A 26,290-nucleotide genomic window follows, 5' to 3' on the forward strand; every position below is an offset into this window, starting at 1 on the left:
TTTGGCGCCATTCTAGACCAACCAATGATACTTTACAGACGCGAGGCGACAATGGGCGTCGCTCCGCGCAAGTCGAACTGCCCCGGCACTAGGCCGGGGTCAGCCGGCAGGCGGCGTATTTGAATTCCGGAATCTTCCCGAACGGGTCCAGAGCCGGATTGGTGAGCAGGTTGGCCGCCGCTTCCACAAACGCGAAAGGTACGAACACCATGCCTTCGGGCATGGTCTGATCGGCCCGCGCCGTAAGGGTGATGCTGCCCCGCCGGGTGGCTATGTGGATGTCCTCTCCAGAGGCCACGCCCAGGCGCTCCAGCTCTGAGGGCGCCAGGAACGCCGCCGCTTCGGGTTCCCGCTCGTCCAGTACCCGGCTTCTGCGGGTCATGGCGCCCGTGTGCCAGTGCTCCAGCAAACGCCCCGTGGTCAGCACCGTGGGATAGGCCTCATCCACCGGCTCGTCGGGTGGCAGGGGGCTGGCGGGAGAGAACTTGGCTTTGCCCCCGGATCTGGGAAACGCATCGGCGAAGACCACATCATCGCCCGGCGCGTCGTCAGCCTGGCACGGGTAGGTCACAGACCCTTCCCGCTCCAACCGGGACCAGGAGATATGATCCAGTGAGTGCATGCCCTGCTTCATCTCGGCAAACACCTGCTCGGGGCCGCTGTAGTTCCACCCCAACCCGAAACGCCGGGCGACTTCCTGGATAATCCACCAGTCCGCCTTTGCTTCACCCGGGGGCGTGAGCGCAGCCCTGCCCATTTGCACCTGCCGGTTGGTGTTGGTGACGGTGCCGGATTTTTCTGACCAGGCAGCCGCCGGCAGGATAACGTCGGCAAACTGGGCGGTCTCGGTAACGAACAGATCCTGAACCACCAGGTGCTCCAGGGCGCCAAGCGCGGCCCGTGCGTGGGTGAGATCCGGATCGGACATTGCAGGGTTTTCACCCAGGATGTACATGCCCTTGATGGTGCCAGCCCTGATGGCGTCCATGATCTCCACCACGGTCAGCCCCGGCTCCGGGTCCAATTCGGTACTCCAGAGTTCTTCAAAAGCGGCCCGCAACTGGGCATCCCCAACGGGCTGGTAGTCTGGCAGTACCATGGGGATCAGGCCGGCATCGGAGGCGCCCTGCACGTTGTTCTGCCCCCGCAGAGGGTGCAGACCGGTGCCGGGCCGGCCAGTATGGCCACACGTCAGCGCCAGGGAAATCAGACAGCGGGCGTTGTCGGTGCCGTGTACATGCTGGGAAATGCCCATGCCCCAGAAGATCATCGCGTTCTCGGCCTGCGCGTAGGCGCGGGCCACTTCCCGGATCGTGTCGGGGTCGACGCCGCATACGGGGCTCATCACCTCCGGCGTCATGCCCTCGATACTTGCCGCCAGCGCCTCGAAGCCTTCGGTATGGGTATCGATGTAATTCTTGTCGAAAAGCCCCTCGCTGATGATCACATTGAGCATGGCGTTGAACAGCGATACGTCGCCACCGGGCGAGAAACGCACGCTGCGCCAGGCATAGGCGTCCAGCGACTGGCCCCGGGGATCAATGATGATCAGTTTGGTGCCGTTGCGCGCTGCCTGCTTGAAGTAGGTAGCGGCTACCGGGTGATTCACCGCCGGGTTGCAGCCGGTCAGAATCACCACGTCTGCCTGGAGCGCCTGCATGAAGGAGGCGGTTACGGCCCCGGACCCCAGGCACTCCATCAGCGCCGCGACGGAGCTGGCGTGGCAAAGCCGGGTGCAATGGTCCACATGGTTGGAGCCGAAACCGGTGCGCACCAGCTTCTGGAACAGCCAGGCTTCTTCGTTGGCGCACTTGGCGCTGCCGAAGCCGGCCAGGGCGCTGGGGCCGTGCTGGTCTTTCAGTGTAGTTAATCCAGTTGCCGCCAGTTCGAGAGCTTCTTCCCAGCTTGCCTCTCGAAAGTCCGTTAACGGATTGGCCGGATCAAAATTGGGATCGAGCCCTTTGGGGACGCCCTCCCGGCGAATCAGTGGCCGGGTGAGCCGCGCAGGGTGAGACGGATAATCAAACCCGAAGCGGCCTTTCACGCAGAGCCTGCCCTGGTTGGAGGGGCCGTCTTTACCCTCCACAAAGAGAATGCGCCCTCGCTGCTCGCCCGCTCCTGATTGGGCGTTGGCAGGCTCGTCTTTCACGTGATAGGTCAGTTGGCAGCCCACGCCACAATAGGGGCAAACGGAATCCACCATGCGGTCGGCCGTGGCGGAGTCTCCGCGGCCCTGGGCATCCATCAGGGTGGCGGGCATGAGCGCGCCCGTCGGGCAGGCCTGCACGCATTCGCCGCAGGCAACACAGGTGCTGTCGCCCATGGGATCATCAAAATCAAAAATCACCTTCGACGCGGCACCACGGTGAGCCAGCCCGATCACGTCGTTGCCCTGAACTTCCCGGCAAGCCCGCTCGCACAAGCCGCAGGTGATGCAGGCGTCCAGATTCACGTTCATGGCCGAATGGGTGGCGTCGTGGCCGCCGGCGTGAGGCAGTGAATCGGAGCGGGGTTCAACATGGTGAACGGTGGGCCCGTCCCGGTCTGAACGTGCCGGCAGGCGCTGGCGCACGATAGCGGCATCGATGGCCAGCTGGTCCGCCGTGTCCCACAAATGGCTGGACCGATCGGGACTGCTCTCCCGCTCAGGCTGGTCGGCCAGCAGTAATTCCAGAACGCCTTTCCGGGCCGCCTGAACCCGTGAAGAGCCCGCGCTTCGCACGACCATGCCGGGCGCAGCCTCCCGAATGCAGCTTGCGGCGAGTACCCGCTCGCCTTCCACTTCCACCATGCAGGCCCGACAATTGCCATCGGCACGGTAGCCCGGCGCGTCTTTGAAGCACAGGTGCGGGATGGTTTCTCCGGCCCGCTTGGCGACCTGCCAGAGGGTTTCGCCGGGGTAGGCCTGAACCTCCACGTCGTCGAGGGTGAGGGTGAACCTTGTGCTGGAATCACTCATGGCTTTTTTCGGTTCGCTCATGGCTGCCTTCCCTACCCTTTGGCGATCAGGTTTTGGCTGGCCAGTTCGCTGCGGAAATCCCGCAGCAGGCTCAGCACCGGATTGGGGGCGGCCTGGCCAAGGCCACAGATGGACGCATCGGCCATCACGGCGGCCAGTTGCTGGAGCGTCTGTTCATCCCAGGTATCACGCTCCAGCAACGTCAGCATTTTTTCAGTACCCACACGGCAAGGCGTGCACTGCCCGCAGGACTCATCCGCAAAGAAACCCAGAAGGTTGGCGGCTGCGGCCTGCAGATCGTCCTGATCAGACAGAACAATCACGGCGGCAGAGCCGATGAAACAGCCGTGTTCCTGCAGGGTGTCGAAATCCAGCGGAATATCGGCTTTGCTGGCCGGCAGTATGCCGCCGGAAGCGCCGCCGGGCAGATAGGCCAGAAGGCGATGACCTTCTGCCATGCCGCCGCAGTATTCTTCAATGAGCTCATTAAGCGTGATGCCCGCAGGCGCCACATGAACGCCGGGGCGAGCCACCCGGCCGGAGACCGAAAAGCTTCGAAGCCCTTTTCGACCATGCCGCCCCTGGTTCGCATACCACTCGGCGCCCTGGGCGTGAATGCGGGGGATCCAGTAAACCGTCTCGACGTTGTTGACCAGGGTGGGCTGACCAAACAGGCCTTTCTGGGCTACAAAAGGCGGCCGGTGGCGGGGCTTGCCGGGTTTGCCCTCCAGAGACTCGATCAGGGCGGATTCTTCGCCGCAGATATAGGCACCGGCACCACGGCGCAGGATCACAAAGCCCGGCTCTACGATGCCGGCAGTTTCCAATTCGGCAACGGCGTCTTTGAGCACAACAAGGAGGCCGGGATACTCGTCCCGAAGGTAGATGTACAGAGCCTGAGCCTCAACCGCCCAGGCACCGACCAGGGCGCCCTCCAGGAATCCATGGGGTTCACGTTCGAGGTAATAGCGATCCTTGAACGTGCCAGGCTCTCCTTCGTCTGCGTTAATTACTGCGTAACGTGGCCCGGGTTCGGCGCGCACGGCCTGCCATTTGCGATAGGTGGGGAATCCGGCGCCGCCGAGGCCCCGCAAGCCGGCGTGCTCCAGCTCTTCCGCAAGGGAATCAACGGTAACCCGGCCCTCGCGGCAATCCTTCAGTAACTGGTAGCCACCCGCGGAGCGATAATCCGCCAGCTTTTGCCAATGAATCTCGTCGGGTTGTACCTGCTGTTGTTCAACGGCGTCGCCAACGGTTTCGGAAGTTGCGTTGCCCACATGATGGTGCCCTACGGCCACCACCGGCGCCGTATCGCAGCGGCCCATGCAAGGCGCGTGGACCACACGCACCTGGCTCGGGTCAGCCCCATCCGCCAGTGCCTTGTGCAATGCGCTTGCACCCGCCAATTGGCAGGAAAGCGAATCGCAGACCCTCAGGGTTATTGCCGGTGGCGGCGTTTGTTCATCGTGAACAACATCGAAGTGGGCGTAGAACGTGGCCGTTTCGTAAACGGCGACCATGGGCAGGTTCATGAAAGACGCAAGGGCCCGCAGACGGGGCATGGAGAGGTAGCCGTCGGCATCCTGAATCAGATGCAGGTGCTCGATCAGTCGATCGCGATGACGCAATGACGAATCAACGCATTCGTCACCGATCAGTTCCCGAAGCCCCGACAGCACAGTGGGCTCCAGCTGTCGGCCACGAAGGCCGGAACGCCTGCGTTTGACCTTCTGTTCGTCTGTTTTCATTATTTTCGACCACGCACCGAGACACAGCAGACAGCCGTGGTGGCTGGTCTGACAAGATACAAGTCATTGAAGCATATCAGGGTGTTGAGGCGCCAGATGATCGCAAATTTGCTGCATAGCGAGACGAATCTGGCCTGAAGCTGAAATGATAGAAAGAAGGAAAAATAATGGAGGCGCGGGTCGGAATCGAACCGGCGTACACGGAGTTGCAGTCCGCTGCATAACCACTCTGCCACCGCGCCGGAAAAGATCGAAGGGATCGGATCTTTGTGCTCTCAGGTGGGCAATGAGAGACTTGAAATTGGAGCGGGAAACGAGATTCGAACTCGCGACCCCAACCTTGGCAAGGTTGTGCTCTACCAACTGAGCTATTCCCGCTCTTTGTTTTCGGGGCATTGCCTCGTCAACGGCTGCGTATTCTACGGATTACCGTTCGGGCGTCAATAGTTTTTTATCAAGTTTTTGTTTTACTGGAGATTGTGGGCAAAGTTTGGCCAATTGCGCGGCAGCATGCAAACATGCAGCTTCGTCACTGGCAGAGATCCCCCGCACTCTTTAAGCTAGGGATTGGCAGGCAACATCACTCAGGGATTCGACAGAACGTGCCCAGTCCTGATTCATCCGAGCAGACCGATCCACAACAACCGACGTCCAGCCCCGGCTCCGTCACTGTTGAAGCCGGCACTCTGAGTGTGAACGGCGACTGGCTGTTGAGCCATTACCGGTCTCTGGCGTCCCTGGCTTCATCCATGTCCTCCAGGGATACGAATAGACTGTCGATCGACCTCTCGGGGCTGACGCGGATTGATACCGCCGGAGCCTCACAACTGGCCACCCTGATCGGCCCGGAGCGTTTGCTCGAAGCCGCTACGGCCGATAGCGAATTGCCCCGGGAAACATCCGCCCTGATCGCTGCTGTTTGCGAGGCCATGAAAAATCAGCCCGAGGCGGATCGGCGCGCGCCTTCCCTCGTTTGGAGCTTTGTGACCGGAACCGGCCAGAAGGTGGAAAGCATCTTCCGGCTGCTGTGGATCCTTGTGGGCTTTATTGGCCAGACGCTCGGTACCCTGGCCTGGAACCTTCCCCGACCCTGGCGCTGGCGCATGACGCCCTTTGTGGCTGCGGTTCATGACACGGGCCTGAATGCCCTGCCCATCGTGGCACTGCTGACGTTTCTGGTGGGCGCTGTGGTGGCTTTTCTGGGTGCGACCGTGCTGGATGATTTTGGCGCAACCATTTACACAGTGAATCTGGTGGCGTTTTCCTTCCTGCGCGAATTCGGGGTGCTGCTGGCCGCGATCCTTCTGGCCGGTCGAACCGCCAGTGCATTCACCGCCCACATTGGCGCCATGAAGGTTAACGAGGAGCTGGATGCTATCCGCACCCTGGGCTTGAACCCCATTGAACTGCTCGTGCTGCCTCGGGTGATGGCCATGATGGTGAGCCTGCCCATTCTCACCTTTGTGGGCATGATCTCGGGTATGGTGGGTGGCGCAATGGTCTGCGCGCTGGTGCTGGATATTTCGCCGACGCAGTTCATGGCCATTGTGGAGCGGGACATCGCCCTTCAGCATTTCGTTGTGGGCATCGTTAAAGCGCCGATCTTTGCCTTCCTGATTGCCGTGATTGGCTGCCTGGAAGGGTTCAAGGTGGCTGGCAGTGCCCAATCGGTGGGTGAGCACACCACCTCCAGCGTGGTTCAGTCAATCTTCATGGTAATTCTGCTGGATTCCATTGCTGCACTATTCTTTATGGAAATGGGCTGGTGATCATGGCAGATATGGCAGCGTCTCCGAATCCTCAAACAAGCAATGAGCCAGTCATCGAGGTGCGGGACCTGTGCAACCGCTTTGGCGATCACATTGTGCACGAGGACCTGGACCTGGATCTGCTGCGTGGTGAGATTCTGGGCGTGGTCGGCGGTTCCGGCACTGGCAAGACGGTACTTTTGCGCAGCATCGTCGGCCTGAATACGCCAGCCTCTGGCCACATCCGGGTGTTTGGCGAGGATCTTATCCAGCTTTCCGCACGCGCGCGTTCGCGCATAGAGCAACGCTTCGGTGTGCTGTTCCAGGGGGGCGCCCTGTTTACGTCCCTGAACCTGCAGGAGAATATCGCCGTTCCGCTGATCGAACACGCGGGCCTGAAACGGCCCGAAGCGGAAAAGCTGGCGCGCATGAAGCTGGCGCTGACCGGGTTACCGCCTGACGCAGCGGTTCGGTATCCGTCCGAGCTTTCCGGCGGTATGGTGAAACGCGCAAGCCTGGCACGGGCCCTGGCCCTTGATCCTGAGATACTGTTCCTGGATGAGCCCACCGCGGGGCTGGATCCAATTGGCGCAGCCGCCTTCGACCGACTCATCGTCACGCTGCGGGACGCGCTGGGGCTGACGGTGTTTCTGGTCACCCATGATCTGGACACCCTCTACTCAACCTGTGACAGGGTTGCGGTACTGTCACAGCGCAAGGTGCTGGTAGCTGATACGCTGGAAAAGGTCGCAGCCACGGAGGACGATTGGGTTCAGGACTACTTTAACGGGCCCCGTGGCCGGGCAGCGAGTTACGCATTCAGGGATCATCTGGAAAAACGGAATCAGGAGCAGTAACCATGGAGCCAAGGGCCCACCACCTGATCATTGGCCTGTTTACCATCCTGGCCTTTGCCGCCGCCTTGATCTTTTCTCTGTGGCTGGCGAAATCCTCCGCCGATCGGGAATGGGGCTACTACGAGATTGTGTTCGATCACGCCGTCGGTGGCCTGTCCGAAGGTAACCCTGTGCTTTACAGCGGTGTTCAGATTGGCGATGTGGTGGAGCTGAGGCTGGACCCGGACAATCCGGGCCATGTGCGGGTTCTGGTTCGGGTGGATCAGTCGGTTCCCATTCGGGAGAACACGAAAGCCGGCCTGGTGCTCGCCAATATCACCGGCAGCATGAGCGTGCAGTTCAGTGGCGGAAGCCCGGACAAACCCGCGTTGAAAGGCGATGAGAACAACCCGCCGGTGATCATTGCCGAGCCCTCGGCGTTCACCAGCCTGCTTTCCAACGGCGAGCAACTCCTGGCCAAAGCCGACCAGCTGCTTACCAGCACGACGGCGCTGTTATCTGCTGACAACATCGACAACGCATCGGCCATCCTGCAAAACACACGGGAAGCCACAGATGCCCTGCTCGACCGCCGGGAGCAGCTGATCGCCCTGATTGAGCAATTCGATGCCGCCGCCATTCGCGCCGAAGAAGCTGCGATCAAGGTGTCCAACGTGTCGGATAACGCCAACGAACTGCTGCAAAACGATGGCCAGCGGGTTCTGCAATCCATGGACAAAGCGCTCACGGTAATTACCACCACCATGGAGCGAATTGATGAGTTGACCCGAAACAACCAGGGGGCGATGGATGCCGGTCTTCAGGGTATGGGAGAGTTGGCGCCCGCGCTACGGGAGCTCCGGGCAACGCTGCGCAGCCTGAATCAGTTTACCCACCGGCTGGAGCAAGATCCCACGGGCACTCTGTTCGGCAATGAAACCATGAAGGAGATGGCACAGTGACATTGAGGTCAATCAGAAACCTGACGCTTCTTCTCGGTGCTGCCCTCACCAGTGGCTGCACGGTGTTTCCAAACCCGGAGCCACCCAGGGTGATGGACCTGGCTGTGGTTCGGGCGGTACCGGCGGCCGGGCAACCCGTTATGGCATCGCTTCGCGTTGACACGCCCTACGCCTCTGAGCCTTTAGCCGGATCGCGGATTCTGGCAAAGCCCACACCCAGTGAATTCCGGGCCTATGAGGGGATACGCTGGAGGGACACCGGGCCAGTGGTGGTTCGGGATACCCTGGTCAACAGCTTTCGTCAGAGTGGTGCCTACTCAAACGTCATTACCGATACCAATCCGGCGCAGGCTGAGTTAACCCTGGTCACCGAACTCTCGGCGTTTCACTCGGAAACCCCGGAATCCGGACCGCAGGTGGTCATTGAACTTCATATGCAAATGATTCACGACCGCTCGAAGGACACCCTGTGTACTCGCAGCGTCCTGATCGTAGAGCCTGCTTCCGGCACATCGGTTGACCAGATTGTTGAGGCCTTCGGTACCGCGGGCAGCGAATTGGCCGCCCGGGTCATTGAATGGGCTAGGACGTGTGACTATCCGTCTGGCCTGAGGCCTTCTCCGGAAACAGATCAGCCCAGGCAGCCTTGAGGTAAAGCCCCATGGACCAGAGCGTGAGAATCGCAGCGATATAGAGCAATCCGAGAGCAACGTTGGCCCAGAGCACGCCTGGAGGAAACGCCAGAAGGCCCACAATGGCGGCCATTTGCGCGGTGGTCTTGATCTTGCCGATGTAGGAAACCGCTACGCTGGCGCGGCTGCCAATCTCTGCCATCCACTCACGCAACGCGGAAATGACAATTTCACGGCCGATGATCACTGTGGCCGGGATCGTCAGCAGAATCGCCGAGTGCTCCTCGATCAACACCGCCAGCGCAACAGCCACCATCAACTTGTCAGCAACCGGATCGAGAAAGGCGCCAAAAGGCGTGCTCTGGTCGAGTTTGCGGGCCAGGTAACCGTCCAGCCAGTCCGTGGCCGCCGCCAAACCAAAAATGGCCGCGCTCACGAGGTAGCTCCACCCCACCGGAAGGTAAAAAATCACCACAAACACCGGAATCATGATGATGCGGGAAAGGGTGAGGATGTTTGGTAAATTCATGCTGTCCTTACTCGTCGTGCAATGCTGCGTATATGGTTTCGGCCAGTGATTTGCTGATGCCCTGCACCTTGGTCATCTCATCAACCCCGGCCTTGCGGAGTTCCTGTATCCCGCCAAAGTATCGAATCAGGTCGCGTCGCTTTTTTGGTCCCACGCCCTCAATGCCTTCCAGTGTAGACTGCCGGCGCTTTTTATCACGGCGCGCCCGGTGCCCGGTTATCGCAAACCGGTGGGACTCGTCCCGGATGTGCTGGATCAGGTGCAACGCGGGCGAATCAGCCGGCACCCGGAAGACATCGCCGGTCATGGCGTCTATGAGTTGCTCCATGCCTGCACGACGGGTCACACCCTTGGCGACACCAATCAGTGGGATATCCGAAATCTCAAGCTCGTCAAACACTTCCCGGGCAATGTTCAACTGCCCCTTACCACCGTCAATGAAGACCAGATCCGGGCGCTTGCCCTCACCGGCCACCATCCGTTTGTAACGGCGGGAAAGCACCTGGCGCATGGCAGCGTAATCATCGCCGCCGGTTACGCCCTCGATATTGTACAGGCGGTAATCACTCTTCAGGGGGCCATTCTCATCGAAAACCACACAGGATGCGACGGTATTTTCCCCGTGGCTGTGGCTGATATCGAAACATTCCATGCGTGACGGCGTCTCAGCCAGCTCCAGAAGATCCCTCAGGGCCAGCAGGCGCCGGTATACGGTCTCCTTGCTCGCCAGATGAGTGAGCAGGGTCTGGCGGGCGTTGGTCATGGCCAGTTCCAGCCACCGGCGGCGTTCACCGCGAACATTACCCCGAATCCGGGTTTCCCGGTTTGCGGACTCGCTGAGGGCCTGGGCCAACAATTCCTGACCTTCCACCTCAACCGGCACCAGGATATCCCGCGGAATCTCCCGTCGGGTGTTGCCGCCGAAATAATACTGCCCGAGGAAGGCACTGAGGAGTTCGCCCTCGGTCTGCTCGATGGAGTAGCGGGGGAAATAGTCCTTGGTGCCGAGCACACGGCCACCGCGCACGATGATCACCACAATGCAGACGATACCCGCGTCCTGGGCAATGGCGATGACATCCGCATCACCACCCTCGCCGTCTACCGACTGCTGTTCCTGAACATGGCGCAGGTGGTTGATCTGGTCGCGATAGGCTGCCGCCTTCTCGAACTCCAGGTTCTTGGAAGCGGCCTCCATGGCATTCATCAGATCGTGGAGGATCGCAGGGTTTTTCCCCTCCAGAAACATGGTGGCGTGGCGGATGTCCTGCTGATACTCCTCGGGCGTGATGTATTCAACACACGGTGCCGTGCAACGATTGATCTGGTACTGCAGGCAAGGCCTCGTACGATTCCTGAAAAAGCTTTCACTACAGTTTCTTATGCGGAAAATCTTCTGTAATACATTAAGACTTTCCTTGACCGCACCCGAGCTCGGAAACGGCCCGAACCAGGTGCCGCCACCCTTTTTCGTGCGCCCACGGCGAAAGGTCAGCGAGGGGTAATCGCTGTGCGACGACAAATAGATATAGGGATAGGACTTATCGTCACGGAGCAAGATGTTATAGGGCGGCCGTAACGATTTGATCAGATTCTGTTCGAGCAGCAGCGCCTCGGTTTCACTGCCGGTAATCGTCACCTCGATAGAGGCAATCTTGCCAACCAGGGCTTCGGTCTTGGGCGCCAGGCCGGTCTTGCGGAAGTAACTGCCAACCCGCTTTTTGAGATTGCGGGCCTTGCCCACGTAAAGAACCGAGCCACCCTCGTCGTACATTCGGTAGACGCCGGGCCGCTCGGTCAACTGTTTCAGGAAGCTCTTGCTGTCAAACTCCCCGATGTGGGTGCTCTCAGGGTCAGACCTTGTCGGCATCAAGCAACCCGAGCCGCACTGCCATCAGGGCCAATTCGACATCACTGGAGATTTCCAGTTTCTCGAAGATCCGGTAGCGGTAGCTGTTCACGGTCTTCGGACTCAGGCACAGCTTGTCCGAAATGTCCTGCACCTTCTGGCAATCCACCACCATCATCGCGATCTGCATTTCCCGCTCGGAAAGCCGGTCGAACATAGAGAGCTCGCCGTCTTCATCGCGATCACCGCCGCCCAGTTGTTTCAGGGCCATCTTCTGTGCAATTTCCGGGCTGATATACCGCTGGCCGGTGTGGGCCATACGAATGGCGCGGACCATCTCTTTGATATCCGCGCCCTTGGTGATGTAAGCGGTGGCGCCGCTTTGCATGACCCGGGTCGGATAGGGGTCGTCCGCGCAGGCCGTTACCACGATCACGCGAATGGAATCATCAATGCGGAGTATGCGACGGGTCGCCTCGAGGCCTCCGATGCCTGGCATGCGGATATCCATGAGCACGATGTCCGGCCGCTCCTGGCGGACGAAATCGATGGCATCCTCTCCGGATGGCGCCTGCCCGAGGACTTCAATGTCCGGGTTGTCAGCCAGCATCCGGGTAATACCGGACCTCACCAGCTCATGGTCATCTACAACCAGTACCCTGATCAAAATTCACCTCGCACACGGCTTTCGGAAAACAGCGCGATTGTAACGTTTAGTTCTGGCCCCGGGTAGGTGCAAACTCAAATACCGTGACACACCTGACGCCTAAGCCGGCACACCCAACCCGGCGGTGTTTTCCACGGGATCGAACCAGACCACCAGATCGCCCCGGCGCACCGCAGACATTACCCTGCTCTGCTCGCCCATGGGGTTTTCGGTGTCGTTCAGTCCGTGGTAGCGGGTGCAGTACTCTTCCACCAGGCCCTGGAGCTGGTCTTCGGTCAGCAACTCGGTGTCGACAACGAATTTTTCCTGTCTGGGGTCTTGCTCGGGCTGGTTTTCGGTACTGTCAGTCATACTACCTCCTGCGGAATCTCCATGGTAAGAGTAATAGCGCTGAGGTAGAAGCCCGGAGGACGGTTCCGGGCAAACAATTCTTGATCAGGCAGGTTCTGAGGCCGTACGGAAACTTGCAATCAACTGCCGCATGGAGACCGATTCCTGCCTGAGAGCATCGCTGATGGCCCGGGTTTGGTCGACGGTTTCAATGAGGAAGTCGGCGCTTTCGTCCAGTGCGGTTGAACGGCGGCCTACCCGCCCGATCTCGTCCCGTTGAAACGTAACCGCAGAGCTGATCTCGGCGCTGTGGTTCTCAAGATCCACGAACTGGCCCTGCAGGGATTGAAGGTGTCCCTTGAGTGCAGCCAGATGCTCGCGGTTGCTGCTGCCGGCATCGCGCATTTCCTCCAAAAGCGCATCGACGCTGCTTACGCCGGATACAAGGTCCTGCACCCACTGGGATATATCCCGGGTAGAGTCGGAGGTGCGACGGGACAGGGTCCGAACCTCATCAGCTACAACCGCGAAGCCACGACCGTGCTCCCCTGCTCGAGCCGCTTCGATCGCTGCGTTCAGTGCCAGCAGGTTGGTCTGCTCGGCAATATCAGCAATCACTCCGATGACCTGCTCAATCTTACCCGTGGATTCGTTAAGGACATGAATGGATCCTGAAACGCGCGAAATGACATCCACCGTATGTTCCGCAGCGCCCTCGCTAATGGTAAGTCGGTGCTGGACTTCTTCGTTAGCTGCCACCGCAGATTTCACGGTGTTGGCCGACTCATCTGTGGCTCGCTCAATGGCCGAGGCCTGATCGGCAATAGCGGCCATGGACTGGCTGACGTCGTGGATCTGCGACCGAGTCTTCTCCGATGCTGCTTGGAGGGATTCCGCACCGTTATCCAGGGCGCCGGAACGCTCATCCAGACCACCGGCAGCCGACCGGATGTCTGCGATAAAGTGCTCGAACCGGGAAACCAAACCACCCAGAGCATTCGCAACACCGGCTACCTCGTCCCGCCCTTTCAGGACTGGCACGCGTGTAAGATCGGCATTTTTCTCCATGGCAACCAAGTCGTTTTGCATACCCTGCAAGCGCAGAATCACCGACTGCCTCAGCCACCAGGTCATGGCGATAACGATAAGCAGAAAGGACACGGAACCGGCAATCACAAAGGTCTGCTGGCCAGCCAGAAACGACAGCAACTCGTCTGCGCCGTCAGATACAGACTTCCTGCTTTGAAACTGGCGCCCAGCAATCGCTTCGAGCATCGGCTCCATGGCCGGGAAAAGATCGAAATCCACCACCTGCCCGACGCGGTAATAGCTTTTCTCTGCAATGCCCTCTTTCATCCGGGCAATTAGCGCAAGTACCCGCTCGAAACCCTCACGATGCGCCTCTGCCCACTCGCTCAACCCCGGATCCGTTTCCAGACTCCGCCAATGTGCCGGCAAAGCGGTCTCCAAACGGCTGAACTCGGTCTCGATTTCATCCCACAGCAGAAGCTGGGCCTTGATCTTGTACGCAAGATCCTGAAGGTGCCGATGGTCCTGTTCGAGGTCCGCCAGTAGCCAGGCTTCGTTGAGGTTGGTCTGGATCAGGGTTTTGGAGGCGTCTTCCGCTTTCAGGATGATGCTCCAGGACAGAGCGGAAAGTCCTGCGACGGCAAAGACCGAGAGAAAGGCGAAAAAAAGGATGCGGGTTCTTACTGTGCCGAACATGACAACTCCAACAGCGGGCTATGCCGCGGATGGTATGCCGATTTTGTGACACTTTTATTGCGCTCTCAGCGTCAGCTTTTCATCGCCCGCCCTCGTTAATGGTGTTAACCACTTCAAAAAATTCCACCGATTCTCTATGATCGCCGCTTTCTGACCGTTTGGATGCTAATGAACCAGTCCGTCTTCAGACTCACGCTGCCCATCTTGTTCGGCTATCTTCCGCTGGGCATGGCCTTTGGTGTGCTGTTCTCAACCCAGCTCGACTACGCTTGGTGGGCTGCGCCGTTGATGGGAATCGTGATTTACGCCGGAGCCGGCCAGATACTGGCCGTCAGCCTTCTGGCCGTTAACGCGGGCCTGCTGGAAGTCTTCATTGCAATGTTTGTTCTGAACGCCCGCCATTTGTTCTACGGGCTTTCATTGCTGGGCCAGTTCAAGGGCGCGGGCTGGCGAAAGCTGTACCTGATTTTCGGTTTGACCGATGAAACCTATTCCCTGCTCACCAGTCGCCCACGAGGAGGTGACCGGGCCCACGAACAGGAAGTGGATTTCCGAATTACCGGCTTTAACCAGTGTTACTGGGTGGCGGGGTGCGCAATCGGTGCATTGCTTGGCGACAATGTCGCCTTTGACAGCACCGGCATCGAGTTCGCGCTGGTGGCTCTGTTCATTGTTCTGACTCTGGAGCAATTCAAAGCCCTGGGAGAAGGTTTCCCGATCTGGCTCGGGGCGGTGGCCGCGGGCGTTGCCATGCTGATTTTGCCTCCGGCACACCAGTTGATCGGTGCCATTGCTTTGGTAACTGCCGTACTGCTGTTCGAATACCGTAAGCATCGCGGGCAGGCACCGGGCGAGGAGAGCAGACATGGGTGAATCCGGCTATCTGGCGGCATTCATTGCGGTTGCGGCAGTCGCGACCTTTGCCACGAGGGTGATTCCCTTCCTGTTTTTTGAGAGGCACACGGAGCATCCGCTGGTGCGCCATCTGGGGCGCTACCTTCCTGCGGCCGTGATGGCGTTGCTGGCTACGGTATTTCTGCAGCGCTCGGCGGATTGGTCCGGCTCATGGATGGGATTCGATGCCCTGCTGCCTGGCGTGCTCGTGGTGATCATTCACCTCTGGCGCCGCAATGCCCTGCTCTCTATCGCCGCAGGAACCATCAGCTATATGGCCATCCAGCAAGCCGGGCTTTGATCCGGCTTTAATCACATCCGTGTTTCAAGATTGGCGACGAGCCGTGAATCCTGAAGGGCAGCGGTGCGGTGCTTGACCACGCCTTTGTATTCCCGGCTTTCGATCATGGCCATGAAGGCATCGATTGAGGGATACCTGACCAGAAGCACCTGATCCCAGGATTCATCCGGGGGCGCAATGAGCGATCCAACACTGCGGCCAGACCAGATGACTTCTGCGCCGACCGATTTTACACAGGCGGCAGCCTCCTCCATATAAAGCTTGTAGGCTTCGCGGCCGCTTCGCTCCGGCGCCTCTTCCTTGTAATTGGCCCGATCACGGAAGCGCAGCAGATTCAGCATAACCACGGGCTGGTCTTTCGGGGTATCCGCCAGGACTTTTTGCAGTTGTTCGGGGGTGGGATTAACGGCGTCCATCCTTATCCTCTTCTTCTCTTGTTTCCGGGGCCTACTATAGCCCAGGCCCGAGGCGAGCGTGCAAGCGATTTTATTACCTTTCATCCAGATTGCTCTTTTTACTCTGCCAGTTCGTAGGGCTACAGTGAAGGAGACGCAAAACTCATAAACGAGAGGACGTTATGGCTACCCTCACGATCAACGGCGAGCGCTACGAGCTCGACGTGCCCGACAACATGCCCCTGCTCTGGGTAATCCGCGACGTTGTCGGCCTCAAAGGAACCAAGTTCGGATGCGGGATGTCCCAGTGCGGCGCCTGCACAGTTCACCTGAACGGAACGGCAATCCGCTCCTGCGTCACACCGGTCTCTGCGGCCAGTGGCGAGATCACCACCATTGAAGCCATGGCCGACGACCCGGTTGGCAGCAAGGTTCAGCAGGCCTGGCTCGATCTCGGGGTGGCCCAGTGCGGTTACTGCCAGGGTGGCCAGATCATGAACGCCACAGCGTTGCTCAAAAGAACACCGAATCCCGAGACCGGGGAGATTGTGGATGCCATGGCAGGGAATCTCTGTCGCTGCGGCACCTACAACCGCATTCTGGCGGCGATCGAACGAGCTTCCGGCAAGGAGGGTGAAGCATGAGCGCCGATGACAACTTGATGATAGCCAACGTGAGCCGCAGGCGCTTCCTGATGGGCCTGGCGGGTGGCTCTGCCCTGGTACTTGCAGCCCGTTGGGATGTGGCCCTGGCTGGCAATGAAAAGGCTCAATTCGGTGCCGGAGCCATGCCCGGCGGCTGGGTGGACGACCCGAACGTGTTCATCCATATCGATGCTGATGGCCTGGTTACAATTGTGAACAACCGCTCCGAAATGGGTCAGGGTATCCGGACCAGCCTGGTGATGGTCGGTGCCGACGAGCTCGGCGCAGACTGGGACCAGGTGAGGGTCGAGCAGGCGGAAGGCGATCACGACAAATACGGCAACCAGAACACCGACGGCTCCCGCAGCATGCGCCACTGGTACCAGCCCATGCGCCGAGCCGCAGCGGCGGCCAGGCAAATGCTGGAGCAGGCGGCCGCCAATGAGTGGGGCGTGCCGGTCAGTGAGGTGCAGGCTGGCGTACACACCATCATTCACAAGCCTTCCGGCAAGGAACTCGGCTTTGGGGAACTCGCAGCCAAGGCACGGGAACTCGACGTTCCCGGGCGCAATGCACTGGTACTCAAGCGCGACGATGAGCTGCGGTTTGTCGGCAAGGAAACCGGCCTCATTAACGGCGAGCTGAAGTCCGCATACCCGAAAGCCATCGACGGTGAGGATATTGTCACCGGTAAGGCGGTGTATGGCGCTGATGTTCCCTTCGAGGACCTGCTCTATGCGGTGATCGCCCGTCCACCGGTTTACGGGGCTACTGTTGGCGATTTCGACGACACCGAGGCACTCAAGGTGCCCGGTGTTGAGAAAGTACTCCAGGTTGAGGGCACCGGCCAACCGGCGGGCTTCAGCCCGCTCGGCGGTATTGCCGTGGTGGCATCGAATACCTGGGCCGCCATGGAGGGTCGCAAGGCTCTGAAGATCGACTGGAATCTGGAGCCTGCCGGAGACAACGCAAGCTATACGTCGGCCGCCTACAGGGAATCCCTTGAGAAAGCGGCGGAGCAACCCGGCAAGGTCGTCCGTCAGCATGGCGATCTGGACACAGCTCTGGAAAACGCCGACAAACGGGTTTCCGCCACCTACTACATGCCCCACATGGCCCAGGCTCCCATGGAGCCCCCGGTGGCGACCGTGCGGATCAAGGACGGCAAGGCTGAGGTGTGGGCGCCCGTCCAGAATCCGCAGGCGACCCGCGATACCGTGGCCGGGCGACTGGGCCTGGATGCGGAGAACGTGACCGTTCACGTTACCCTGCTTGGCGGTGGCTTTGGTCGCAAGTCCAAACCGGATTTTGCCATTGAAGCGGCCAGTATCGCCGAGGCCTTCAAAGGTCGGCCGGTCCGGCTGCAGTGGTCACGGGAAGATGATATTCACCACGCCTACTATCACGCCGTGTCTGTGGATTACCTGGAGGCGGGACTGGACAACAACGGGCAGGCCACCGGCTGGCTGCACCGGACCCTCTCTCCCAGTATCGGCTCGCTGTTTGCGCCCGACCCGAAACACAAGGGCGAATTCGAACTGGGCATGGGTTTTAACACCATGCCTTTCTCGGTGCCGGCCCTGAGGCTGGAGAATCCACCTGCACCCGCCCATGTGCGAATCGGCTGGTTCCGCTCGGTCTACAACCTGCCCCATGCCTGGGCGATCCAGAGCTTTGCCCATGAGATGGCTGTAGCCGCCGGCAAGGACCATCGCGATTACGTGCTGGACCTGCTCGGCCCGGACCGTGAGATCCACAATCTCACGGTGGGAGATGGCTGGAATTATGGCGAAGACCCGGATCTATACCCGATCGACATCGGGCGTATGCGCAATGTGATTGAGCGTGTTACTAAAGAGGCAGACTGGGGTAAATCCACCGGCAAGAATCGGGGTTTGGGCCTCGCCTTCCACCACAGCTTCGTGTCGTATACTGCGATTGTCTTTGATGTGGAAGTGGATGATCAGGGCGAGCTCACCATCCACCGGGCAGACATCGCCTTCGACTGCGGCCCGCAAGCCAACCCGGAGCGGATTCGCTCCCAGCTGGAAGGCGCCATAGTGATGGGCATTGGCATCGCGCTGCAAAGCGAGGTGACATTCGAAGACGGTGTGGCGCAGCAGGGTAACTTCGACAAGTACCTGATCCCGCGCATGCCGGATGCACCCAAAACCCTGCGGGTTCACCTGGTCGACAACCCGGACGAGGCCATGGGTGGTGTTGGTGAGCCAGGGCTGCCTCCGGTAGCGCCGGCGTTGTGCAATGCGATCTATGCCGCAACCGGCAAACGCATCCGGCGCCTGCCCGTTGGCGACCAACTGAAAGCCTGAAAGTGATCAGGGCCCCTCGGGGCCCTGTTTTTTTTACGCCATTCCCCCTCTCCGCCCCATACCTTCGTGGTATTCCCATAGCATCCTAGCTTTCTCCCCGCTTATAATTCAGGAGAACCCAGTCACTCTCCTCGACCCGACGGCCACCCTTGATGACCCTGATCGATCTGTTCCTGCAAACCATGGAAACAACACTGCCCGTGTTTGCCATGGTCTTTATCGGCCTGGGACTTCGCCGGATCGGCTGGATCGACAATGCGTTTGTGAATACTGCTTCGGCGCTGGTGTTCAAGGCCACCCTGCCGACCCTGGTATTTTTGAGCATCATCCGGGCGGATCTGGATACCGCGTTCAATCCTGGCCTTTTGGTCTTCTACCTGGTCGCGACTCTGGGAAGTTTCGCCATCACCTGGCTCTGGGCCCGCTGGCGTGTGGTTCGGGAGGATCGTGGCGTTTACGTGCAGGGCGCGTTTCGGGGTAACTGCGGTATCGTCGGCCTGGCGCTTGCCGCCAATCTCTACGGAGACTTCGGCCTGTCGGCAGGTGGCATCCTGCTTGGCCTGGTGATCATCTCCTACAACATACTTTCGGTGATCGTGCTGGTGGCCTACCAACCGGGGCAAACAACGGACTGGACGAAGATCTTCCACGACATCATCCGCAACCCGCTCATCCTGGCAGTCTTCGTGGCGATCCCCTTCGCCGCCCTGGACATCTCACTGCCGGGCTGGGTCATGACCAGCGGCGATTACTTTGCCTCACTCACGCTGCCCCTGGCGCTGCTTTGCATCGGCGCCACCGTATCCCTGAGCGCCATCCGGAGTGACAGCAAAACGGCCTTGGGCTCCAGCCTGTTCAAGATGGTGATACTGCCGGCGCTTTGCACCGCCGCAGCGTGGCTGGCCGGTTTTCGGGGTTCGGAGCTCGGCCTGATGTTCCTGTTCTTCGCCAGCCCGACGGCGGCCGCCAGTTTCGTGATGGTGAAGGCGCTGGGCGGTAATGACCGGTTGGCGGCCAATATCATCGCCCTGACGACCCTTCTGGCAAGCATCACTGTCACTCTGGGAGTCTTCGTGCTTCGCAGTACCGGCCTGATCTAGGCCCAGCCACGGCCTATTGCTTCAATCGCGGAAAAACCCGCCTGGCAACCCTCCAGGTAACCACCTCCAAACAGGTTGTAGTGGTTCAGGTAATGGTAGAGGTTGTAGACCTCACGCTTGATGCCATAAACCGGTGTTCGTGGGTAACACGCGTCGTAGGCCCGATAGAACGCTTCGCCGAAACCACCAAACATCTGTGTCATGGCGATATCCGCTTCACGATCACCGCAGTAGACGGCCGGATCAATCAACCAGGGGCGGTCAGTGCCATAGAGCACGTTACCATTCCAGAGATCACCATGGAGCAGGCTCGGGTGCTCACAGTGGGCGTTCAGCCAGTCCATCAGCAAGCCCCCGTGCTGGTCCAATACCTGTTCGAAGCGAGTCCTCTGGCTGGCGTCACGAATACGTGAGACCTGGTAGCCAAGGCGGTCGTGGACAAAAAACTCACCCCAGTTGTCGCACCAGCGATTGGGTTGCGGTGCCAGGCCAATGTAATTGTCCCTGCCCCAGCCGTGCGCCCCCTGACGCAGGGCATGCATTCTGGCCAGCCCTTCACCAAGCACCTCGCGCGCCCGATCTGAGCCACCGGAAGACCGGATGGCGGTGATTTCGAGTTCGGTTTCGTTCACACGATGAACGTGCGGCACACCGACGTCGGTCACCCCGGCCTCATCAAGCGCGCCTGCAAGGCGCTCCAATCCCTCCGCCTCGCAGACCAGGGCATCGGCATAACTAGTCGCATTGTGTTTAAGGTGGGTGGAGGCCATCGGCGTTCTCTCTCCTTGAAGTGGTCGTGCCCGAACCGGTAGATTGAAATAAAGCCTGACACGACAGAACGAGCGGGAGCAAACCATGGATACCAAACGCTGGCAACTTCTGATATCCGGCCGGGTACAGGGGGTCTACTATCGCGCCTCCACGGAACAGAAGGCCTCTTCCCTGGGCTTGACAGGTTTCGCTCGCAATCTGCCCGATGGACGAGTTGAGATTGTGGCCGAAGGCCCGGAGGAACGCCTGAACGAACTCAAAACCTGGTGTGCCGAGGGCCCGCCGGATGCGCGGGTAGATGCTGTGGACATTGCTCCGGAATCGCCAACCGGCGAGTTCAAGGATTTCATCATTCGATGAACACCCCTCTTACGAAAGGTCGGAGCATGCAAAAAGACAAGCCATTTTCCCAAGCCTGCGAAAACAATAAGGCGCCGATTCTGGAAAAACTTGCCGAGCTTTTCAAACAGCCGGGCACCATTCTGGAAATCGGCACGGGCACTGGCCAGCACGCCGTTCACTTTGCCGCTCACCTACCCCACGTGGTTTGGCAGCCCACCGATCACCCTCAGAACGCCCAGCTTTCCCGGGCGTGGATCGACGACGCCCACCTTACGAATATCAACCCGCCCATTGCCCTGGAGGTATTGAACGGAGATTGGTCCAGCCTGCCCGCCATCGACGGCGCGTTCTCCGCCAATACCGCGCATATCATGGCCTGGGAAGAAGTGCAGGCAATGTTTCGCGGCCTGGCGGAAGCCCTTCCCAAGGACGGAATCCTTTGCCTGTATGGGCCTTTCAGCTATGAAGGGCGGCACACCAGTGAAAACAATGTACGGTTCGACCTGTCGCTGAGAACACAGGCGCCGCATATGGGAATTCGGGATATGGAGGATCTCAAAGCTCTTGGTGAAGAAACCGGTCTGAAGCTTGAAAAGGATTTCGGGATGCCGGCTAATAATCGGTTGTTGGTTTGGCGGCGAACTTGATAACAGAGCGCAATTGCATAAGTGGTCCGCCACCGGTTCCATTCATTTCCAGGGCGCAGCGACGGACCAGTTTTCCTTATGGGTACTGGCTACAACAGGTCAGAATTGACAGAAGACAGTATCTTCCCAACGGTATCGTAGGCACTGGAGGGCATCCAGTTACGATTCGAGCCCAGGTAGCTTTCCGGGTCAAGCTCCAGGAGCCCGATCAGGACCTCAGCAACGATCCTGGCGCCGACTGGCCCGAGCCCTTCGCCCGGCTCGAAGTTGCCGGGTGAGGATTCCCTGCCAACAACCTCTGCCTCGGCCAATATGTATAGCCAGAGGGGTGCTCCAGACGTCACTTCGCCGTTCGATATGGCGTTGATCCTGGCCATGACGGCGTTGATTTCAGCGTCCGCCCGACCCATTTCCCGAGCGATCGTGTCACCCCCGGGAAGCCTGAAGCTGTTACCCCTGAGAAGATTCCGTGTCGCCAGGGACTTTTCACCGCCGTCAGGAACGAAAGGAAGCTCCAGAAGATCGCCTGCCATTAACGTGTCGAGCTTTTCAGCTCTCTGAACAACGCGGTTTTCAGCCGTAAAAAACAGCTCATGCCAATCGACCACGGCCCGGGTATCACCCACCGGGGAAAACCCGCGGCCGAGAATCTGTCCAAAGAATTCGAAAGCGGTATCCCCTTTTTGGACCTGTATCTTCATCGGCACCATAGAGTGCCCAAAACGATAGGCGGCAACAGCAAACTCAATGGGAATAAACGGTGCGCTGCATTTGTAGAACCGGCGCCCCTGGCTCAGAACATCATCCACGACCGCCTTGCCGCACATGGAAACGAGAAAATCATTCACAACCACCCATTGGTAATGCCAGGTGACCTCGCGACGGGCTTTCTCGAAAAGCTCTTCACCTTTCAGGTCTTCACCCTTTGCCGTGGCCTCAGCGCGGAGCTTGTCGCAGATGGCGTTATGAAACTTGATGAAGCCCAGCTGCATCTGGCTGATGATACGGTTTTCATCGTTCCGGGGGTCACCAATGATGGCACTCCCTGTTGGAACCCTTAACAGGTCGTTTTTGCGCCGGTCATCTGCGCCAACTTCATCGGCTCCCGTGAGCAATTTGGCGTTGTTGAAAGGAGCCGTTTGATTGTAAAGATAGGGCTGCGCTTCCGGACCGTTGCCGTAGATCGAGTCCAGATCCAGGGTCGGTGTGCGGACATTGGCAGTTTCAGTGGGATGATTCACTGAAGCAAAGCTGGAGCTGGTATCCAGCGTTATATCGTGATCAATAAACTGCCCAAAAATAACCATCCCGACAGGCACCGATGACGTCCGATCGCTCGATCCGCCATTGTCCATCGGGCCACCTGCCTTGCCGATGCTTTGCAAAACGGTTGGTGAAACGTAGGAATGCGCCAGATGAGGAAACATCCATCCAAAACGGTCTTCCCTGGAAGGCTGGTAATCGACCCTGCAATGCTCGGGCAGCCCGCTAAGATCTTGCATACCATGGTAATGGCTCATTGTCTCTCCCTCGATAATCATCAGATAAGGCGTGGAGACACCCTACTAGCCCCAATTGCTGTCCTTTGCATATTGACCAATCGGTAATTCAAGGTATCTGACAACGAAACGGTAGCTCTTAAAATGGTTAGCATCAAGAACTAAAGCGGGGGAGTTTTCTGGAATAGCGTGGAGGTATATCGGGCAATAAAAAACCCCAGCATTTCTGCTGGGGTTTTGTATTGGCGGAGAGGGAGGGATTATTCGGGCCTTTGGCCCTCACCCCTTCGGGGCCGTCGTCGCTTTGCTCCGACGTTCCTCAGCCTGCTTTGCAGGCTTCGGTCGAACCCGCGAGGGTTCTTCTTACCCTACCAATCGGCCAATAAAAAACCCCAGCAATGCTGGGGTTTTGTATTGGCGGAGAGGGAGGGATTCGAACCCTCGAAACGCTATTAACGTTTACACACTTTCCAGGCGTGCGCCTTCAGCCACTCGGCCACCTCTCCAATAAACTGTTTCAAATCAGCAACGTCGTCGCTCATTTGAGGGCGCAAACTTTAATGGTTTTACGGGCGCTTGGCAACTCCCCCGGGGAAAATCGTCAAAAAAATTCGGGCGAGACGGGTTTTCTCTTTACCGGTTGAGCAGATTCAGGACTATCGTTAGTACAACGCCTAGTATAATCATCCAGTTTGTGGGGAGAGACTATTCATGCTGATGAAAGCCGAGCAATCGACGTTGTTGCTCATCGATGTCCAGGAAAAGCTGATGCCGGCCATTAGCCATGGCGACGAGGTGGTGGATCGCTGCATCGTGCTGGCCACCATTGCCGGGCTCATGAAAGTTCCTGTGCTGGGCACCGAGCAGCTGCCGGACAAGCTGGGACATAATGTTGAAGCGGTCCGGGAGCTCTGCAACCAGACCCTGGCCAAGCACCATTTCGATGCCTGCCCCGATGGGCTCGTTGACCAGTTGCCAGAGGGCCGGCAGCACATTGTCATCGGTGGCTGCGAGACCCATGTGTGTATGATGCAGACCGCCCTTAGCTTGCTGGATGCCGGTTACAAAGTATGGGTGGTGGCCGATGCTACTGGCTCACGCAACGAGTTTGACCGGGACGTCGCTCTGGACCGCCTGAACGAGAGCGGCGCCAGGATTGTAACGCTTGAGATGGTGGCGTTTGAATGGATGCGTCATTGCAAACATCCGCAGTTCCGGAACATTCAGGCCCTGATCAAATAGAGGCATCCGGAAAGCTGGCGCCCACGTAACTAGTCACTTCATTTTCAGGTGGTTTTGAGGTTCGCAATGCTCAACATGGACTTTTCCAAGAAAGTCATCATCCGCACCGAAGAGCAGGATTGGGTGCCCAGCCCTGCCGGTGGTGTTTTGAGAAAGCCTCTTGCCCGCGAGGAAGCAGAGCGTGGTCATGCGACCAGTGTGGTCCGGTACGAGCCTGGCGCCTCCTTCAACCGGCATGAGCACCCCCTGGGCGAAGAAATCCTCGTTCTGGATGGGGTGTTTTCCGACGAGACCGGCGACTACCCGGCCGGCACTTATCTACGGAACCCGCCAGGCAGTGGACACGCCCCTTTCAGCAAGGAAGGCTGTACGCTGCTGGTCAAGCTGCATCAGTTCGACGAACACGATGGATCCACTGTGCGCATCGATACGCGCACTACGCCGTGGCTGCCGGGTATGGGCGGGCTTGAGGTGATGCCGCTGCACGAATTCGAGCACGAGCATGTGGCCCTGGTGAAGTGGCCGGCCAACGAGGTTTTCCAACCCCATCGGCACTTCGGCGGCGAGGAGATATTCGTGCTGTCCGGTGAGTTTTGCGATGAACATGGTCGATACCCGGCGGGCACCTGGATTCGGAGCCCCCACCTGAGCCAGCATCACCCGTTCGTGGACAAGGAAACAATCATCTGGGTAAAAACCGGCCACCTGCCGATCGAGAGGCCATAAAAAAGGGCCCCGAAGGGCCCTGAAGTGGTCAAGAGATCGCTGTGTGTTGCCAGTTTCGCCTGCTGAACGCGTCGTTGCTTGCACCGTCAGATGCCGTGTTGAAGAGTTCTTCTTCACCGGCAGGTATTGCAAACACGTGGTACGCCTCAGGGCCAAATGGATCCAGTGCGGTATCGAGATATTCGAAGCTGTCAGGCACTGGTTCGCCCGAGTAAGCGACTCGGAACTGCCGCTCAAGGGTTGGTGTGGTTACGTTCAGGGGCTGCTCCACCCAGAGGTAGACGGCCTTATGGGGCACGATGTATTCGCTGCGCACCACCCTGTAACCCTCTTTGAGCGTGAGCGTGGTCGGCTCTTTGCCCAATTCCAGACGGAATTTGTGGATGGTCTTCATAGCTACTGCTCCTCTTCGGGTTGCTGCCTTTCACAGCACCATAATGAACAGGAACAGACTTCGATAAAATAAGCTTTTGTGAGCTTTTATAATCGATATTTTCGATGCACTCAGGTTCCCTGATCACCCACGTGGGCATCGACAATCGCACGGACGCCTTCATGGGCGGTTTTCCGGCCGCGGGTGATAGCGAACAACTCATCCATAACGTCTTCAATTGAGGCAATCTGCTCAACCTCATACTGACGGCAGACCTCCTCGCGAATCGACGTTGGAGCGGCAAACACGCCATAGCCCTGGCTGCCGAATACCTTGATCAGGGCGCTGTCATCTACCCGGGCAACAAGTTTCATTCGAACCCCATTCAGGGAAAACCAGTTCATCAGTCGCTCGAAATAGGGTGCATCCGTGGCGTTGGCCAACAGCGGTTGGCCATTCAGCGATTCGGGAAACCCCTTTTTGAGCTTTCTTGCCAACTCTGGTGCGGCGAACAGGCTCATGCTGGATCCAGCCAGAGGGTGCACCGTGAGATTGCCCTCCTCCTGCAACCTTGGCACCCGGTCGGTCAGAACCAGATCCAGTTCCTTGCGCTTCAGGCTCAGCACGAGATCTTCGGTGCGCCCGGTCTGGCATTCCAGCTGGATGGACCGCTCGCCCGCCATCGCTGGCTGCAGCAGGTAGTAGGCAATCAGTTTGTGAATGGACGCGGAGACGCCGGCTCGGAGGGTCAGCGGACGCTCGGAAGGATCAAGCCGCAGGGTTTCGGCGAGCTCACCGGTCAGGGCGAATATGTCGTCGGCGTAGCCGAGGATCAGCCTGCCGTAATCTGTGAGGATCAGCTTGCGCCTTTCCCGGGAGAACAGGCGCCCACCCACGGAGGCTTCAAACGTGGCGAGCTGGCCACTGAGGGTCTGCGGCGCCAGTTCCAGGACTTCACTGGCTCGGGCGATCGAACCTTCCCGGCTGATCACCCAGAAATAGTAGAGATGGCGGAGGTTAAGCTGTTCCATTCCTTTGCCC

At 58.9% G+C, this 26,290-nt stretch carries 25 protein-coding genes and 3 tRNA genes; 13 read left to right on the forward strand and 15 right to left on the reverse strand.

The genetic code is table 11. The annotated features are described in order from the left end of the window. Positions 1 to 88: 88 nt before the first annotated feature. The 4 genes from fdhF to J3362_RS07455 form a co-directional block, all read right to left on the reverse strand. Positions 89 to 2,980, reverse strand: coding sequence for a formate dehydrogenase subunit alpha (fdhF, locus tag J3362_RS07440; RefSeq protein WP_349518933.1), 2,892 nt, complete (start codon positions 2,978 to 2,980; stop codon positions 89 to 91). A gap of 11 nt (positions 2,981 to 2,991) precedes the next feature. Beyond that, positions 2,992 to 4,707: an NAD(P)H-dependent oxidoreductase subunit E gene (locus J3362_RS07445; RefSeq protein WP_349518935.1), complete on the reverse strand. Its 1,716-nt coding sequence runs from the start codon at positions 4,705 to 4,707 to the stop codon at positions 2,992 to 2,994. Between the two features lie 168 nt (positions 4,708 to 4,875). Then, positions 4,876 to 4,949 (reverse strand) — tRNA-Cys (locus J3362_RS07450). A gap of 60 nt (positions 4,950 to 5,009) precedes the next feature. Beyond that, a tRNA-Gly gene (locus tag J3362_RS07455) sits at positions 5,010 to 5,085 on the reverse strand. A 224-nt stretch (positions 5,086 to 5,309) separates the two neighbouring features. On the opposite strand from J3362_RS07455, the gene J3362_RS07460 reads away from it, so the two are divergent. Genes J3362_RS07460 through J3362_RS07475 form a run of 4 tightly spaced genes read left to right on the forward strand, consistent with a single transcriptional unit; the run spans position 5,310 to position 8,903 of the window. After that, a complete protein-coding gene (locus J3362_RS07460) occupies positions 5,310 to 6,476 on the forward strand; it encodes an MlaE family ABC transporter permease (RefSeq protein WP_349518936.1) in 1,167 nt (388 codons plus the stop codon). A gap of 2 nt (positions 6,477 to 6,478) precedes the next feature. After that, positions 6,479 to 7,312, forward strand: a complete 834-nt coding sequence (locus J3362_RS07465; RefSeq protein ID WP_349519265.1) for an ABC transporter ATP-binding protein — start codon at positions 6,479 to 6,481, stop codon at positions 7,310 to 7,312. A 2-nt stretch (positions 7,313 to 7,314) separates the two neighbouring features. Further along, positions 7,315 to 8,253, forward strand: coding sequence for an MlaD family protein (locus J3362_RS07470; protein WP_349518937.1), 939 nt, complete (start codon positions 7,315 to 7,317; stop codon positions 8,251 to 8,253). Beyond that, the gene (locus J3362_RS07475) at positions 8,250 to 8,903 is read left to right on the forward strand and encodes an ABC-type transport auxiliary lipoprotein family protein (RefSeq protein WP_349518938.1); all 654 of its coding nucleotides are present in this window, start codon (positions 8,250 to 8,252) and stop codon (positions 8,901 to 8,903) included. Before J3362_RS07470 ends, J3362_RS07475 begins: the two co-directional genes overlap by 4 nt. Here the strand turns inward: J3362_RS07475 and pgsA are convergent. The 5 genes from pgsA to J3362_RS07500 form a co-directional block, all read right to left on the reverse strand. Next, entirely contained in the window at positions 8,836 to 9,414 is a 579-nt protein-coding gene (pgsA, locus tag J3362_RS07480; RefSeq protein WP_008174472.1) for a CDP-diacylglycerol--glycerol-3-phosphate 3-phosphatidyltransferase, read from the reverse strand. The two genes, J3362_RS07475 and pgsA, sit on opposite strands and share 68 nt — an antisense overlap. A 7-nt stretch (positions 9,415 to 9,421) precedes the next feature. Continuing rightward, positions 9,422 to 11,284 carry an excinuclease ABC subunit UvrC gene (gene uvrC, locus J3362_RS07485; RefSeq protein ID WP_349518939.1) on the reverse strand — a complete coding sequence of 621 codons (1,863 nt, stop codon included), beginning with the start codon at positions 11,282 to 11,284 and terminating at the stop codon, positions 9,422 to 9,424. Then, positions 11,268 to 11,930, reverse strand: a complete 663-nt coding sequence (gene uvrY, locus J3362_RS07490; RefSeq protein WP_349518940.1) for a UvrY/SirA/GacA family response regulator transcription factor — start codon at positions 11,928 to 11,930, stop codon at positions 11,268 to 11,270. Before uvrY ends, uvrC begins: the two co-directional genes overlap by 17 nt. 99 nt (positions 11,931 to 12,029) lie before the next feature. Continuing rightward, complete coding sequence (locus J3362_RS07495; RefSeq protein WP_349518942.1) at positions 12,030 to 12,281, reverse strand: hypothetical protein; 252 nt, start codon at positions 12,279 to 12,281, stop codon at positions 12,030 to 12,032. 84 nt (positions 12,282 to 12,365) lie between these two features. Further along, entirely contained in the window at positions 12,366 to 13,985 is a 1,620-nt protein-coding gene (locus tag J3362_RS07500) for a methyl-accepting chemotaxis protein (RefSeq protein ID WP_349518943.1), read from the reverse strand. A 168-nt stretch (positions 13,986 to 14,153) separates the two neighbouring features. Here J3362_RS07500 and J3362_RS07505 point away from each other — a divergent pair, with 168 nt between their 5' ends. Next, positions 14,154 to 14,858: an AzlC family ABC transporter permease gene (locus tag J3362_RS07505; protein ID WP_349518945.1), complete on the forward strand. Its 705-nt coding sequence runs from the start codon at positions 14,154 to 14,156 to the stop codon at positions 14,856 to 14,858. Further along, positions 14,851 to 15,180: a branched-chain amino acid transporter permease gene (locus tag J3362_RS07510; protein WP_008174462.1), complete on the forward strand. Its 330-nt coding sequence runs from the start codon at positions 14,851 to 14,853 to the stop codon at positions 15,178 to 15,180. Before J3362_RS07505 ends, J3362_RS07510 begins: the two co-directional genes overlap by 8 nt. Positions 15,181 to 15,191: 11 nt before the next feature. Here J3362_RS07510 and J3362_RS07515 read toward each other — a convergent pair whose 3' ends face one another. Then, positions 15,192 to 15,596, reverse strand: a complete 405-nt coding sequence (locus J3362_RS07515; protein ID WP_014576954.1) for a DUF1330 domain-containing protein — start codon at positions 15,594 to 15,596, stop codon at positions 15,192 to 15,194. 161 nt (positions 15,597 to 15,757) lie between these two features. Between J3362_RS07515 and J3362_RS07520 the strand changes: the two genes are divergently transcribed. From J3362_RS07520 to J3362_RS07530, 3 genes are all read left to right on the forward strand, one after another. After that, a complete protein-coding gene (locus J3362_RS07520; protein ID WP_008174459.1) occupies positions 15,758 to 16,219 on the forward strand; it encodes a (2Fe-2S)-binding protein in 462 nt (153 codons plus the stop codon). Continuing rightward, positions 16,216 to 18,549: a xanthine dehydrogenase family protein molybdopterin-binding subunit gene (locus J3362_RS07525; protein ID WP_349518946.1), complete on the forward strand. Its 2,334-nt coding sequence runs from the start codon at positions 16,216 to 16,218 to the stop codon at positions 18,547 to 18,549. Before J3362_RS07520 ends, J3362_RS07525 begins: the two co-directional genes overlap by 4 nt. Positions 18,550 to 18,701: 152 nt before the next feature. Beyond that, entirely contained in the window at positions 18,702 to 19,649 is a 948-nt protein-coding gene (locus tag J3362_RS07530; protein ID WP_108018901.1) for an AEC family transporter, read from the forward strand. On the opposite strand, the gene J3362_RS07535 is transcribed toward J3362_RS07530, so the two are convergent. Continuing rightward, the gene (locus J3362_RS07535; RefSeq protein ID WP_349518948.1) at positions 19,646 to 20,419 is read right to left on the reverse strand and encodes a fructosamine kinase family protein; all 774 of its coding nucleotides are present in this window, start codon (positions 20,417 to 20,419) and stop codon (positions 19,646 to 19,648) included. The genes J3362_RS07530 and J3362_RS07535 overlap by 4 nt on opposite strands. Positions 20,420 to 20,504: 85 nt before the next feature. Here J3362_RS07535 and J3362_RS07540 point away from each other — a divergent pair, with 85 nt between their 5' ends. Continuing rightward, positions 20,505 to 20,780 (forward strand): acylphosphatase, encoded by a 276-nt coding sequence (locus J3362_RS07540; RefSeq protein ID WP_349518949.1) that lies wholly within the window; start codon positions 20,505 to 20,507, stop codon positions 20,778 to 20,780. A gap of 26 nt (positions 20,781 to 20,806) precedes the next feature. Further along, positions 20,807 to 21,409 carry a DUF938 domain-containing protein gene (locus tag J3362_RS07545; protein WP_349518950.1) on the forward strand — a complete coding sequence of 201 codons (603 nt, stop codon included), beginning with the start codon at positions 20,807 to 20,809 and terminating at the stop codon, positions 21,407 to 21,409. A gap of 89 nt (positions 21,410 to 21,498) precedes the next feature. On the opposite strand, the gene J3362_RS07550 is transcribed toward J3362_RS07545, so the two are convergent. Together J3362_RS07550 and J3362_RS07555 are read right to left on the reverse strand one after the other, a co-directional pair. Beyond that, entirely contained in the window at positions 21,499 to 22,929 is a 1,431-nt protein-coding gene (locus J3362_RS07550; protein WP_349518951.1) for a peroxidase family protein, read from the reverse strand. A gap of 394 nt (positions 22,930 to 23,323) precedes the next feature. Next, positions 23,324 to 23,414: transfer RNA gene (locus J3362_RS07555), tRNA-Ser, on the reverse strand. Between the two features lie 205 nt (positions 23,415 to 23,619). On the opposite strand from J3362_RS07555, the gene J3362_RS07560 reads away from it, so the two are divergent. After that, on the forward strand, positions 23,620 to 24,150 hold the full coding sequence (locus J3362_RS07560; RefSeq protein ID WP_349518953.1) for an isochorismatase family protein: 531 nt from the start codon (positions 23,620 to 23,622) through the stop codon (positions 24,148 to 24,150). Positions 24,151 to 24,216: 66 nt separating this feature from the next. Next, positions 24,217 to 24,876 carry a cupin domain-containing protein gene (locus tag J3362_RS07565; protein ID WP_349518954.1) on the forward strand — a complete coding sequence of 220 codons (660 nt, stop codon included), beginning with the start codon at positions 24,217 to 24,219 and terminating at the stop codon, positions 24,874 to 24,876. 28 nt (positions 24,877 to 24,904) lie between these two features. Here J3362_RS07565 and J3362_RS07570 read toward each other — a convergent pair whose 3' ends face one another. Both J3362_RS07570 and J3362_RS07575 read right to left on the reverse strand, forming a co-directional pair. Beyond that, positions 24,905 to 25,270, reverse strand: a complete 366-nt coding sequence (locus J3362_RS07570; protein ID WP_349518956.1) for a DUF7352 domain-containing protein — start codon at positions 25,268 to 25,270, stop codon at positions 24,905 to 24,907. A 110-nt stretch (positions 25,271 to 25,380) separates the two neighbouring features. Then, positions 25,381 to 26,280 (reverse strand): LysR family transcriptional regulator, encoded by a 900-nt coding sequence (locus J3362_RS07575; RefSeq protein ID WP_349518957.1) that lies wholly within the window; start codon positions 26,278 to 26,280, stop codon positions 25,381 to 25,383. Positions 26,281 to 26,290: the final 10 nt, after the last annotated feature.

The sequence above is a fragment of the Marinobacter sp. NFXS11 genome, from assembly GCF_040148675.1.
Lineage (GTDB): Bacteria > Pseudomonadota > Gammaproteobacteria > Pseudomonadales > Oleiphilaceae > Marinobacter.